The sequence below is a fragment of the Pantoea sp. X-Soil-ISGK-285 genome, from assembly GCF_059730815.1.
This window is the reverse complement of record NZ_AP035938.1, coordinates 1,652,648-1,665,298: the sequence shown is the minus strand read 5'-3', so window position 1 is coordinate 1,665,298 and position 12,651 is coordinate 1,652,648. Positions and strand designations below refer to the sequence as shown.

Here is a 12,651-nt window from a genome sequence, read left to right as displayed (position 1 = left end):
CGGCTGAGAAACATCTGAAAGATAAGCCTTTTCAGGCCAGAGTGCGGTAAGTATCTATGCTTAGTCTGGTTTCGTCTCTTTCTGACAACATCAAGGTGACCTTATGAAAACAATTCCTGCCCTGCTGCTGGTTGCAGCGACCTTAACCTCTCTTGCGGGCTGCTCGCAGAAGAGCGACGCAATTAAAGATGATGGCCGCCCTCATGCACCAAGCGGTCAGTCGTCACCGGGCGGTACGCTGGGTTCAGGCCCGGTGGGTCAGCCACAGTCGTAATACCCTGCCCCGGCACACGTGCCGGGGTTTGTTTTATCGCATGTTTTTTAATAGATAGAAGTCATAGAATAATTCCGCTAATAATTAACCTGCTATTAGTTATGGCCGGAATCAGAATATTTTCCATACTTTCCTTTTTATAAGAATCATCCCATCTCTTTTTAATAATCTCTTACTTCTTTTACACAATTCTGTATATATACCCAGAATAAACAACATTAAAATTGTGGAAACAATTTAAACGAAATTTCTACGGCAGCGAAAAAATAAACCTTAATAATGAACTTTAGTCGCAGAAATATTCTCTAATAACTCACAACACCTTTTGTTAAATATTATTGATACGTTTAAGAGAATTCAGACGTGAAGAAAAAAAAGATTTATCTGATAGACCGACTTTTAACGCTCTATTCTCGATTTTCCAGCAGAACAAAACCACAGGCCTTGCACGACCTGGCCCCACAAACAGTGGTGATTTACTCCACCACGGCACTGGGCGACTTTCTGATGAATACGCCGGCTATCTGGAGCCTGAAAAATCGCTTTCCCGCCAGCAAGTTTATTCTGGTTTCCAGCAAGAAAAATAAGGATCTCGTCAGCCGTTATAACTGGTTTGATAAGATCTATATCTGGGATAACAAACTGGCGAATTTCCTGCCGCTTTTTTTCAAACTGCGCCGTCAGAAACCTGACCTGTCAGTAATATTACACGCCCATTTCCCCTACGATATTATGAGCTCGGTACTGACCGGCAGTAAGGTAATTGTGCGCGATCATTACGGCCGCGAGTCGCCTCTGCTAAATAAATATCTCGATCACTATTCAGGCTATTTTGATGACCATACCATCAAGCGTAAGCTGAAACTGATTGAAGTCCTTGGCGCAGAGACAGAGCAGACCCGGATGCACCTTCCGGCACTGAACAACAGTCCGACTACAAAGGCTGACCATCGCCGTATCGGTTTTCAGTTAGGGGCATCAAAAGATATTCGCCGCTGGCCGCTGGCCTCCTTCAGCCAGCTGGCGACAGCCTTGCTTGAACGCTGGCCTGACACGGAAATTATCGTTACCGGCACCGCCGCTGAGCAGCCTCTTGAGCAGGAATTTATTGAAAGCCTGCCCCTGCACTGCCGTCAGCGTGTGACGCCGATGGCGGGGAAAACGAATCTCAGCGGCCTGATTAGCCTGATTCGCACGCTGGATGTGCTGGTTACCGGGGACACCGGTCCATTGCACATCGCCGTGGCCGCACAGACGCCGACGGTCAGCCTGTTCTCCACCGCCAATCCGCGCTATACCGGTCCCTGCCAGGACAGCGCTCGGCACATCATTATTCACCGCCCGGATAAAACCGCCTCACAGCATCCGATGGCAACGATCAAGGCCGATGAGGTCGGGCAGGCCGTGGCGAAACTGGTGGGGTAATGAACGATCTTTCTCAATCCATCATTGCGCTGATTGAGCACCACAATCAGCCAACCGCACTGGGCTGGTTCCGGAAAGTGGATCGGACGGGATTTCATCTGCAGCAGTTACCGCTGAGTGAGGTGGATTTTGCCATTCTGATGAGTGATTTTTTTATCACTTTCGGCGTCTGTTCAGAACAGTATGATGACGCCCGCTATTTTCCGGAGCCGCGCCGACGGCGCTTTGCAGTGGCAAGCTGGTTTACTGCGGGCACAGCACAGCCTTATCGTCCACTGACGGTCGCCATGCTGTGTGAAGCGGCCAGACTGGGACGCTGGCCTGAAGAGGCTTACTGAGTAATGGTATGGGCGAAGGCGTCATAGACCTCGCTGCTGCTCAGCGCATTGACCTCACGTGACGCCGGTTGCAGCACCTGATAGTTAACCTGCCACGGATGCCAGCACGCCGGATCGCTGTCGCCAAACAGCGCGACGACCGGCAATCCCAGCGCCGCACCAATGTGCATTGCCCCGCCATCACTGCTCACCAGCCCCTGACACAACGACATTGCTGCAATCAACTGCGGCAGGCTGGTGGTTGCCACCGCTTTGATCGGCAGATGCGGGCAGAGCGCCATAATTTCACGCGCTTTTTCATCATCTCCCGGATGACGCGGATTATCACGGCTGCCGGGTGACCAGAGCAGCATTATCTGGCAGGGATGACGCGCCGCGATTTTTTCAGCCAGCCCGGCAAACCGCGCGGCTTCCCACTGCTGGCTCGGCTTGCGGGCGCTGATTTGCAATGCATAGACCGGAACAGCGGGATCAATCGCACAGGTGTCACGCAGGCTGGCCGCGATTGCCGCATCCGGTAGCAGCGTCAGTTTGCCTGGCGCTGTGGCGCTGAGATTGAAAGGCCGCCCCAGGCTAAACAGGGTTTCACTGATATGACACGGCAACTGGCTGGGTGGCGGCAGCAGATCGGTAATCAGCGGATGGGGATGGCCCAGGGCAATCACTCTGGCGGGACGCACTGTTTTAACCCACTTCAGGCCATGCTGATCCCAGCGGCTTTTTGCCAGAATCACCACATCGTAACGCTGTTTTTTCAGGGTCAGCATCAGCTTCAGTCGCTGTAAGAGACAGGTCAGTCGTCCCTGCCCTGCCTCACGGTGATGCAGTTTAGTGTAATAGAAGAGCTGCCGGATATCGGAATTATGCTGCAACACTGGCGCAGCGTAATTGTTAGTCAGCACGTCGACCTGATGCTGCCCCGACTGCGCCAGCGCACTGATCAGCGGCGTGGTCAGTAAGGTGTCGCCAATATTATCCCGACAAATAATTAAAAACCGCATGTCTGACATCCTCTGCGCAAAGGCTACGCCGTTCTGGCTGAATAAAAGTAAGACTCGCCCGGTTAACGTTCTGAAAACGGTAACGTAACGGTATAGTCAGCAAATTAGTCAGCGCAGTGTCAGATTGGTTCCATAGTTGCGATATTGTTAAAATATGAGGCCAGCACGACAGGCCAGAGACAGGCCTGAATTATTAACCGGATTATTATTTTACGGCGTCGGCCCTGCCGGGCCAGCATGCAGAAAAGGAAAAGGCCGCCCATGGCGTAATACTGGTCAGTTAAGATTAGATTTGTAAAAGCTGTCACGGTCAAACGTGCCAGCTTTTTTTCCGGGCGAGCGAGCCGCAGTGCGGGCCAGCGCACCTCTGCTGCTGCCGGGCCGTCCTCGCGCCGCTCACGCGGTACCTTCGGCTTTGACGTCGTGCCGACGAACCGTTCGGGGATCGGCCCTCCCTGGCCGGCCCCGAACTGTCCACGCTTCCCGGCGTGGACTTCTGGCCCGGCGTCACGCCTCAGCGCTGCGGATAGCCCTTTCAGCAGCAGAGGCGCTCAGGCCACCACTTTCGTGCCCTTTCTGACAACATTCACTTAAGTTTCAGAGCAGGCCGGTGGCGGGCAGGGGCAGGCAATCCGCAGCGCTGAACAGAATGAGTCTGCCAGGAGAGCCCGCAGGACGCGGGCGAAAGGCGGGGCGGCACAGGATGTGCCATCCCCGGCATTCCGTCAGGCAGGCGAATGAAGTGAAGGAACCGCGCAGCGGCGCGAGGACCGCCAGCCCCTGCCCGGCACCAGACTGCGTTATCACCTGTCGCTTAACTGACTGGCATTACGCCCATGGCGGCCTGAGGTCTCTGGCTTGATGACCGGGATCGGTCAGTCGGCGCGGGTTGTCAGCAGGCTGATAGCCAGCGTCATCACGGGTTCCGGGTTGATTCCGGTAAACATTTGATGAATTTTTTCAGAAATGGCTTCACCAGTCACAGGCTTATTTTCAGCCACGATTTCCATCACCGCCTGTCCAAATAGCAGGCGACATGCCGCAATAGCATCACTTACCGCTTCATCATCCATAATGCTCTCCCTCTGTATCGGCAGAAGCGTACACGTCTGCGGCAACCGGATCATGCGTAACTCTATTTTTTTGTGGTACAGGTTACAAAAATGAATCAGCTGTAAGGATCAAATAACGTGGCTCGACACATTTAATGCCGGGCGCTTAACTGATACTGAAAGAGATTAACAGAGGGTCGTTTAACAAATCAGGTGTGACAGGGTGGATGACAGATATGCGTTCACTCACTCTTTTACCGTGGCATCAGACAATTCAATTTGCAGAGAGAGTAAAATGCCATGCAGCGGGAAATGATTTAGCAGCACTCTCACTGAGAAAATGTCTTAAACAGTACGGTGCGAGAGCAATAAGCGCTTAGATGAGTAATCGCTATAACGATGATCGCGGCAAAGCCTGGATTGTGGTTGCTGCGTGAAGGTGATTTTATGAAGAGTTTTGGGGAAAGAAAGTGGGAAGTAAAAAGCCAACACGATTTTTACATCCGTGTTGGCTATATGTTATGTAATGCGGATTACATATTTTCGATGATCGCGTCACCAAACTCTGAACATTTCAGCAGTTTAGCGCCATCCATCAGGCGTTCGAAATCGTAAGTCACGGTCTTGTTAGCGATAGCGCCTTCAACACCTTTAACAATCAGGTCAGCCGCTTCGAACCACTCCATGTGACGCAGCATCATTTCTGCGGACAGAATAATTGAACCTGGGTTCACTTTATCCTGACCTGCATACTTAGGTGCTGTACCGTGGGTCGCTTCGAACAGCGCACACTCGTCACCGATGTTGGCGCCTGGTGCGATACCAATACCGCCAACCTGCGCTGCCAGAGCGTCAGAGATGTAGTCACCGTTCAGGTTCATACAGGCGATAACGTCATACTCAGCCGGACGCAGCAGGATCTGTTGCAGGAACGCATCAGCAATCACATCTTTAACGATGATCTCTTTGCCGGTGTTCGGGTTTTTGAACTTCATCCACGGGCCGCCGTCGATCAGCTCACCGCCGAACTCTTCTTTCACTAACTGGTATCCCCAGTCTTTGAAAGAGCCTTCGGTGAACTTCATGATGTTGCCTTTGTGAACCAGGGTCAGTGAATCACGATCGTTAGTGATGGTGTATTCCACTGCCGCGCGCACCAGACGTTTGGTGCCCGCTTCTGAACACGGCTTAACGCCGATACCGCACTGCTCAGGGAAGCGAATTTTCTTCACGCCCATCTCTTCGCGCAGGAACTTGATCACTTTGTCCGCTTCGGCAGAGCCCGCTTTCCACTCGATACCGGCATAGATATCTTCGGAGTTTTCACGGAAGATCACCATGTCGGTCTCTTCAGGACGTTTAACCGGGCTTGGCGTGCCTTTGTAGTAACGTACCGGACGCAGGCAGACGTAGAGGTCAAGCTCCTGACGCAGGGCCACGTTCAGTGAACGAATACCGCCGCCGACCGGGGTGGTCAGTGGGCCTTTAATAGCCACGCGATATTCTTTGATTAAGTCGAGAGTTTCCTGTGGCAGCCAGACATCCTGGCCGTAGAGTTCAACTGACTTCTCACCGGTGTAAATCTCCATCCAGGAGATCTTACGCTCGCCGTTGTAGGCTTTCTTCACCGCCGCATCGACGACTTTCAGCATTACCGGGGAAACATCAACACCGATACCGTCACCCTCAATGTAAGGAATGACCGGATTGTTTGGCACTGTGAGCTTGCCCTGATTCAGGGTGATTTTCTGACCTTCCGCCGGAACAACTACTTTGCTTTCCATTAACCTCTCCTGGGCGTTTGTTAATGATTTGTAAGATGCGCGTCAATACTACTTGAATATTTCCGCCACGCCAATCACCGCAATTTCACGTTATAATGCGCCGAATGTTTCTGACTGCAAAGCCCATGCGAAAAACTTCTCAACGAATTCACCAGGATAAACGATTCAGCCGCCCGACGCGTGATGCGCGGCGTTCCCCTGCCCGCCCTGCGGCTCCGCGCCGCGTGATTCTGTTTAACAAACCGTTCGACGTGTTACCGCAGTTCACCGATGAAGCGGGCCGCCGAACCCTGAAGGATTTTGTCAGCGTCGCAGAGGTTTATGCCGCAGGTCGCCTCGATCGCGACAGCGAAGGATTGATGGTGCTGACCAACGACGGCGCGCTGCAGGCTGCGCTGACTCAGCCCGGCAAACGCACAGGTAAGATCTATTATGTGCAGGTGGAAGGCGAGCCACAGGAGACGGATCTGCAGCCTTTACGGGATGGGGTTAATCTGAAAGATGGGTTGACGCTGCCCGCTGGGGTAGAAAAAGTGGCTGAGCCTGAGTGGCTCTGGCCACGTCAGCCACCCATCCGCGAGCGTAAAAACATCCCGACGCAGTGGCTGAAAATCACGCTGTATGAAGGCCGTAATCGTCAGGTTCGCCGGATGACCGCCCACATTGGCTTTCCCACATTGCGATTGATCCGGTACGCGATGGGGAGTTATTCGCTCGACGATCTGGCTCCGGGCGCGTGGCGTGAACTTAGTGAAAGTGCGCTCTGAAAACCGGTTTTTTATAACCTCAGGTTAACAATTGCGGAGAAGTGATGTTTAAACCTCATGTTACTGTCGCCTGTCTGGTTCAGGCCGAAGGTGAATTACTGGTAGTGGAAGAGACGATTAACGGTCGCCCCACCTGGAACCAGCCCGCCGGACATCTTGAAGCGGATGAAACTCTGCTGGAAGCCGCAGAGCGCGAACTCTATGAAGAGACTGGCATCGCCACGCCGATGCACTATTTCATCGCGATAAACCAGTGGATCGCACCCGACAGTACGCCTTTTGTGCGTTTTCTGTTTGGCGTGGATCTGGCGGAAAAAGCGCCAACCCAGCCGCAGGACAGCGACATCGATTGCTGCTGGTGGTTGCCGCCAGCGCAGATTCTCACTGCCTCTAACCTGCGTTCGCCGCTGGTCGCGGAAAGCGTACGCCTGTGGCAACAGGGCACGCGCTACCCGCTACATCTGGTCAGCCCGTTCCGGTGGCCGTTTCACGAGGGTGCGCGCCTGCCTTCTGCATGATAGAATGCGCCGCCTGTTTTTTTATCGTAATGCGAGCGTGTCATGTCTGACAACAGCCAGAAAAAAGTGATCGTCGGTATGTCCGGCGGCGTCGATTCTTCCGTTTCCGCCTGGTTACTGCAACAGCAGGGTTACCAGGTTGAAGGCCTGTTCATGAAGAACTGGGAGGAGGACGATGGCGAGGAGTATTGTACCGCCGCGGACGATCTGGCGGATGCGCAAGCGGTGTGCGACAAGCTGGGTATGAAGCTGCACAAAGTTAACTTTGCCGCTGAATACTGGGATAACGTCTTTGAGCATTTCCTCGAAGAGTACAAAGCGGGCCGCACGCCCAACCCCGATATCCTCTGCAACAAAGAGATCAAATTCAAAGCGTTCCTGGAGTTCGCGGCTGAAGATCTCGGCGCAGATTTTATCGCCACCGGTCACTACGTGCGTCGTCAGGACGTGGCTGGCCAGAGCCAGCTGTTGCGCGGTCTGGATGGCAACAAAGATCAGAGCTACTTCCTCTATACCCTTAGCCACCAGCAGATCGCCCAAAGTCTGTTCCCGGTTGGCGAGCTGGAAAAACCGGAAGTGCGCCGCATTGCCGAACAGCTCGACCTTATCACCGCGAAAAAGAAAGATTCGACCGGCATCTGCTTTATCGGTGAGCGCAAATTCCGCGACTTCCTGGCGCGCTATCTCCCGGCTCAGCCTGGCGAAATAGAAACTACCGAAGGCCAGATCGTCGGTGAACATCAGGGGCTGATGTACCATACTCTGGGACAGCGTAAAGGCCTGGGTATTGGCGGCCTGAAAGAGAGCAAAGATGATCCCTGGTATGTGGTCGACAAAGATGTGGCGCGTAACCGCCTGATTGTTGCCCAGGGCGGCGATCATCCGCGTCTGATGTCCGTCGGCCTGATTGCGCAGCAGCTGCACTGGGTTGATCGCCAGCCGATTACCGCCCCGCTTCGCTGCACTGTGAAAACCCGCTATCGTCAGACCGATATTCCCTGTGAGATTATCCCACACGGCGACGATCGGATTGAGGTGCGTTTCGACGAGCCGGTTGCAGCGGTGACGCCGGGTCAGTCTGCGGTGTTTTACCTTGGCGAGGTCTGCCTCGGTGGCGGTATTATCGAACAGCGTCTGCCGTTAGTGGCGGAGTAAGCGGGCTCAGCCCGCATTGATGACGCGTAAACAGGAGTAACCGTGGCGAAAAATTATCAGGAAATTACGCTGGCGCTGGCGGGCATCTGTCAGTCGGCCCATCTGGTGCAGCAGCTGGCTCAGCAGGGTCACTGCCAGCCGGAGGCGCTGACCGTATCGCTGCGCAGCGTACTGGACCTCAATCCTGGCTCAACGCTGGCGGTGTTTGGCAACAATGAAGCCAACCTGCGCCTCGGACTTGAAACCCTGATGGCGGTGCTGAACAGCAGCAGTCGTCAGGGTGCAGGTGCAGAGCTGACGCGTTACACCCTGAGCATGATGGTGCTGGAGCGCAAGCTCAGCGCCAGTAAAACAGCCATGGCGACGCTGGCCCAGCGCATCACTCAGCTGGATCGCCAGCTGGCGCATTATGAACTGGAGTCAGACACCATTCTCAGCGCGATGGCTGCCATCTATGTGGATGTGATCAGCCCGCTTGGCCCGCGTATTCAGGTCACCGGTTCGCCTGCGGTACTGCAAAATACGCAGGTACAGAGTAAAGTGCGCGCCACCCTGTTAGCCGGTATCCGTGCTGCCGTATTGTGGCAGCAGGTCGGTGGTGGCCGACTGCAACTGATGTTCTCGCGTCAGCGTTTGCTGCGTGAAGCGAAAACCCTCTTATCCCGGCTGCCACTGACTTACTAAGTCGGTGCGGCAAAACACTGCTAAATGATTCAGGAGTTGCACTGATGGAATTATCCTCTCTGACCGCCGTCTCACCTGTCGATGGTCGTTACGGCGATAAAGTCAGCCCGCTGCGTGCGATTTTCAGCGAATTCGGTTTGCTGAAATTCCGCGTTGAGGTTGAAGTTCGCTGGTTACAAAAACTGGCCGCGACCGCAGAGATCAAGGAAGTTCCTGCATTTGATGCCGACGCAAACGCTTTCCTTGATGCGATTGTCGCTGGTTTTTCCGAAGAAGATGCCGCGCGCATCAAAACCATTGAGCGCACCACCAACCACGACGTCAAAGCGGTTGAGTATTTCCTGAAAGAGAAAGTTGCCGACGTCCCTGCCCTGCATGCTGTTTCTGAATTTATCCACTTCGCCTGTACTTCTGAAGATATCAACAATCTGTCGCACGCCCTGATGCTGGAAACAGCCCGTCGTGACGTGATCCTGCCTTACTGGCAGCAGCTGATTACCGCTGTGAAAGATCTTGCCAGCGAATATCGTGACATTCCGCTGCTCTCCCGCACCCACGGCCAGCCGGCTACACCGTCGACGATGGGTAAAGAGATGGCAAACGTCGCTTACCGTCTGGAGCGTCAGTTACGTCAGCTGAAACAGATTGAGGTGCTGGGCAAAATCAACGGCGCTGTAGGGAATTACAACGCCCACATTGCCGCCTATCCCGAAGTGGACTGGCATGCGCTGAGCGAGAACTTCGTCACCTCGCTGGGGATCACCTGGAACCCTTACACCACGCAGATTGAGCCGCACGACTATATTGCCGAAATGTTTGACTGCATCGCCCGCTTTAACACCATCCTGATCGATTTCGATCGCGATATCTGGGGTTATGTGGCGCTGAACCATTTCAAACAGAAGACCATTGCGGGCGAGATTGGCTCGTCGACCATGCCGCACAAAGTGAACCCAATTGACTTCGAAAACTCCGAAGGCAATCTGGGCCTGGCGAACGCGGTAATGCAGCATCTGGCCAGCAAACTGCCGGTCTCACGCTGGCAGCGCGATCTGACCGACTCCACCGTGCTGCGTAACCTCGGTGTGGGCGTCGGTTATGCGCTGATCGCCTATCAGGCGACGCTGAAAGGCATCTCGAAACTGGAAGTGAACCGCGATCGTCTGCTGGATGAACTGGATCACAACTGGGAAGTGCTGGCAGAACCGATCCAGACGGTAATGCGTCGTTACGGCATTGAGAAGCCTTATGAGAAGCTGAAGGAGCTGACGCGCGGTAAACGCGTCGATGCCGCCGGCATGCAGGCCTTTATCGACAGCCTGGCGCTGCCGGAAGAGGAAAAAGTCCGTCTGAAGCAGATGACGCCTGCAAACTATATTGGCCGCGCTATCCAGATGGTTGACGATCTGAAATAATGCCCGCCGCAGACCGGCCCAGTCCGGTCTGCGTTAACATCTTGTTTAATACATTTCGCGTATACTTTCTGCAGGTTGACTCAAACAGAGTGTAAGGAATTTCTATGCGTGTTCTGGTTGTTGAAGACAATGCCCTGCTGCGCCATCATCTCGCCGTCCAGTTACGTGACATGGGCCATCAGGTCGATGCCGCCGAAGACGCCAAAGAAGCTGACTATTTTCTTCGGGAACATCTGCCAGATATCGCGCTGGTGGATCTCGGCCTGCCGGATGAAGATGGTATGTCTCTGATTCGCCGCTGGCGCAGCGATGCTGTGCGCCAGCCGATTCTGGTGCTGACCGCCCGTGAAGGCTGGCAGGCCAAAGTTGAGGCGCTGGAAGCCGGTGCGGATGACTACGTCACCAAACCGTTTCATATTGAAGAAGTCGCGGCACGCCTGCAGGCGCTGATGCGTCGTAACAGCGGACATGCCTCGCAAATCATCGATATGGCCCCGTTTCAGGTTGATCTCTCCCGCCGTGAACTGACGGTCAATGAACAGCCGGTGAAGCTCACGGCCTTTGAGTACACCATTGTCGAAACGCTGATCCGTAACGCGGGCAAAGTGGTGAGCAAAGACTCGCTGATGCTGCAGCTCTATCCTGACGCTGAACTGCGTGAAAGCCACACCATCGACGTTCTTATGGGCCGTCTGCGCAAAAAAATTCTGGCGTTGCATCCTACTGACGTAATCGCCACCGTGCGTGGCCAGGGCTACCGCTTTGATCTCTGACCATGTCCTGGTTTAATCGTTATCGCCCTATTTCGCTGCGCGCCCGCTTTCTGCTGGCCTCCGCAGCGATAGTCCTCTTCCTCTCACTCTCCTATGGCATGGTGGCGGTGATTGGCTATGTGGTCAGTTTCGATAAAAACACCTATCGCGTGATGCGCGGCGAGAGCAATCTGTTCTTTACGCTGGCGCAATGGCATGACAACAAACTCACCATCGCCCAGCCGGAACGGATGACGCTCAACTTCCCGACGCTGGTGTTTATTTACGATGAGCACGGCAAACTGTTGTGGCAGCAACGCGACGTGCCGGAGATCCGCAAGAAGATCCGCCGTGAATGGCTGCTGAAGCCTGACTTCTACGAGATTGATACCAGTAACCGTACCAGCATGGTGGCAATGGGCAATAACCTGAATGCTCAGCAACGACTCAACGACTGGGACAATGACAGCAACGATACCTTTACCCATTCGGTCGCCGTTAACCGTTACGATGCCACCACGAATCTGCCCGCACTCACCATTGTGGTGGTCGACTCTATCCCGCAGGAGTTGCAGCATTCTGATGTGGTCTGGTCGTGGTTCAGCTATGTGCTGGCGGCCAACCTGATACTGATCATTCCGTTGCTGTGGCTGGCGGCGCACTGGAGTCTGCGGCCGATTGGCGCGCTGACACAGCAGGTGCGCGAACTGGAGACCAGTCAGCGCGAAAATCTGGCGGATAATCCGCCGCAGGAACTGCGCAGTCTGGTGCGTAACCTCAATCTGTTGCTGACCAATGAGCGACAACGCTATACCCGCTATCGCACCACGCTTTCAGACCTGACCCACAGCCTGAAAACGCCGCTGGCCGTGTTGCAGAGCACCCTGCGCTCGCTGCGCAACGGCAAGGAACTGACGGTGGAACAGGCTGAGCCGGTGATGCTGGAGCAGATTAGTCGTATCTCGCAGCAGGTCGGTTATTATCTGCATCGCGCCAGTATGCAGGCCGATCACAATCCGCTGCAGCGCGATCTGCATTCCGTTTCCGGTCTGCTCGATAAGCTCTGCTCAGCCCTGAATAAAGTCTATCAGCGTAAAGGCGTGGCGATTTCGCTGGATATCTCACCGGAGCTGACCTTTGTTGGCGACCAGAATGACTTTATGGAAGTGCTGGGCAACGTGCTCGATAACGCCTGCAAGTATTGCCTGGAATTTATCGAAATCAGCGCTTTTCAGAGCGAAAATGCACTCCATCTCTATATTGACGATGATGGTCCGGGCATTCCCGAGAGTAAGCGCGATTTAGTGTTTGTCCGGGGTCAGCGCGCCGATACTCTGCGTCCCGGTCAGGGACTGGGTCTGGCGGTGGTGCGCGATATTCTTGAGCAATATGAGGGCAACGTCATCGCCTCCAGTAGCGCACTCGGCGGAACACGCATGGAAGTGGTCTTTCAGCGCCAGGAAGTCGAACATCGCCGCGAGTAGAA

At 54.3% G+C, this 12,651-nt stretch carries 13 protein-coding genes; 10 read left to right on the top strand and 3 right to left on the bottom strand.

Annotation, left to right across the window (positions count from 1 at the left end; translation table 11 throughout):
* The first annotated feature begins 103 nt into the window (after nt 1-103).
* The 3 genes from AC6I8B_RS07950 (at nt 104) to AC6I8B_RS07940 (ending at nt 2,037) form a co-directional block, all read left to right on the top strand.
* On the top strand, nt 104-274 hold the full coding sequence (locus tag AC6I8B_RS07950) for a hypothetical protein (protein WP_010246238.1): 171 nt from the start codon (nt 104-106) through the stop codon (nt 272-274).
* A gap of 363 nt (nt 275-637) precedes the next feature.
* Nucleotides 638-1,699, top strand: coding sequence for a glycosyltransferase family 9 protein (locus tag AC6I8B_RS07945; RefSeq protein WP_320503833.1), 1,062 nt, complete (start codon nt 638-640; stop codon nt 1,697-1,699).
* On the top strand, nt 1,699-2,037 hold the full coding sequence (locus AC6I8B_RS07940; protein ID WP_045140502.1) for a DUF1493 family protein: 339 nt from the start codon (nt 1,699-1,701) through the stop codon (nt 2,035-2,037). The genes AC6I8B_RS07945 and AC6I8B_RS07940 overlap by 1 nt, the downstream gene beginning before the upstream one ends.
* On the opposite strand, the gene AC6I8B_RS07935 is transcribed toward AC6I8B_RS07940, so the two are convergent.
* From AC6I8B_RS07935 to icd, 3 genes are all read right to left on the bottom strand, one after another.
* Complete coding sequence (locus AC6I8B_RS07935) at nt 2,031-3,038, bottom strand: glycosyltransferase family 9 protein (RefSeq protein WP_497817693.1); 1,008 nt, start codon at nt 3,036-3,038, stop codon at nt 2,031-2,033. The two genes, AC6I8B_RS07940 and AC6I8B_RS07935, sit on opposite strands and share 7 nt — an antisense overlap.
* 875 nt (nt 3,039-3,913) lie before the next feature.
* Nucleotides 3,914-4,111: a hypothetical protein gene (locus AC6I8B_RS07930; RefSeq protein ID WP_010246253.1), complete on the bottom strand. Its 198-nt coding sequence runs from the start codon at nt 4,109-4,111 to the stop codon at nt 3,914-3,916.
* Between the two features lie 512 nt (nt 4,112-4,623).
* A complete protein-coding gene (icd, locus tag AC6I8B_RS07925) occupies nt 4,624-5,874 on the bottom strand; it encodes an NADP-dependent isocitrate dehydrogenase (protein ID WP_010246256.1) in 1,251 nt (416 codons plus the stop codon).
* A 104-nt stretch (nt 5,875-5,978) separates the two neighbouring features.
* Between icd and rluE the strand changes: the two genes are divergently transcribed.
* The 7 genes from rluE (at nt 5,979) to phoQ (ending at nt 12,649) form a co-directional block, all read left to right on the top strand.
* Entirely contained in the window at nt 5,979-6,641 is a 663-nt protein-coding gene (rluE, locus tag AC6I8B_RS07920; protein WP_031293006.1) for a 23S rRNA pseudouridine(2457) synthase RluE, read from the top strand.
* 44 nt (nt 6,642-6,685) lie between these two features.
* A complete protein-coding gene (locus AC6I8B_RS07915) occupies nt 6,686-7,159 on the top strand; it encodes an NUDIX domain-containing protein (protein WP_010246262.1) in 474 nt (157 codons plus the stop codon).
* Between the two features lie 42 nt (nt 7,160-7,201).
* On the top strand, nt 7,202-8,314 hold the full coding sequence (mnmA, locus tag AC6I8B_RS07910) for a tRNA 2-thiouridine(34) synthase MnmA (RefSeq protein WP_010669869.1): 1,113 nt from the start codon (nt 7,202-7,204) through the stop codon (nt 8,312-8,314).
* A 42-nt stretch (nt 8,315-8,356) separates the two neighbouring features.
* Nucleotides 8,357-8,998 carry a high frequency lysogenization protein HflD gene (hflD, locus tag AC6I8B_RS07905; protein ID WP_010246266.1) on the top strand — a complete coding sequence of 214 codons (642 nt, stop codon included), beginning with the start codon at nt 8,357-8,359 and terminating at the stop codon, nt 8,996-8,998.
* Between the two features lie 44 nt (nt 8,999-9,042).
* Nucleotides 9,043-10,413, top strand: coding sequence for an adenylosuccinate lyase (gene purB / locus AC6I8B_RS07900; RefSeq protein ID WP_010246268.1), 1,371 nt, complete (start codon nt 9,043-9,045; stop codon nt 10,411-10,413).
* Nucleotides 10,414-10,517: 104 nt separating this feature from the next.
* A complete protein-coding gene (gene phoP / locus AC6I8B_RS07895) occupies nt 10,518-11,186 on the top strand; it encodes a two-component system response regulator PhoP (protein WP_010246270.1) in 669 nt (222 codons plus the stop codon).
* Nucleotides 11,187-11,188: 2 nt separating this feature from the next.
* Entirely contained in the window at nt 11,189-12,649 is a 1,461-nt protein-coding gene (phoQ, locus tag AC6I8B_RS07890; RefSeq protein WP_010669868.1) for a two-component system sensor histidine kinase PhoQ, read from the top strand.
* Nucleotides 12,650-12,651 lie beyond the last annotated feature (2 nt).

Coding starts and splice junctions, on each gene's coding strand:
- AC6I8B_RS07950 (WP_010246238.1), top strand. CDS start 104: ATGAAAACAATTCCTGCCCTGCTGCTGGTTGCAGCGACCTTAACCTCT.
- AC6I8B_RS07940 (WP_045140502.1), top strand. CDS start 1,699: ATGAACGATCTTTCTCAATCCATCATTGCGCTGATTGAGCACCACAAT.
- AC6I8B_RS07935 (WP_497817693.1), bottom strand. CDS start 3,038: ATGCGGTTTTTAATTATTTGTCGGGATAATATTGGCGACACCTTACTG.
- AC6I8B_RS07930 (WP_010246253.1), bottom strand. CDS start 4,111: ATGGATGATGAAGCGGTAAGTGATGCTATTGCGGCATGTCGCCTGCTA.
- icd (WP_010246256.1), bottom strand. CDS start 5,874: ATGGAAAGCAAAGTAGTTGTTCCGGCGGAAGGTCAGAAAATCACCCTG.
- rluE (WP_031293006.1), top strand. CDS start 5,979: ATGTTTCTGACTGCAAAGCCCATGCGAAAAACTTCTCAACGAATTCAC.
- AC6I8B_RS07915 (WP_010246262.1), top strand. CDS start 6,686: ATGTTTAAACCTCATGTTACTGTCGCCTGTCTGGTTCAGGCCGAAGGT.
- mnmA (WP_010669869.1), top strand. CDS start 7,202: ATGTCTGACAACAGCCAGAAAAAAGTGATCGTCGGTATGTCCGGCGGC.
- purB (WP_010246268.1), top strand. CDS start 9,043: ATGGAATTATCCTCTCTGACCGCCGTCTCACCTGTCGATGGTCGTTAC.
- phoP (WP_010246270.1), top strand. CDS start 10,518: ATGCGTGTTCTGGTTGTTGAAGACAATGCCCTGCTGCGCCATCATCTC.
- phoQ (WP_010669868.1), top strand. CDS start 11,189: ATGTCCTGGTTTAATCGTTATCGCCCTATTTCGCTGCGCGCCCGCTTT.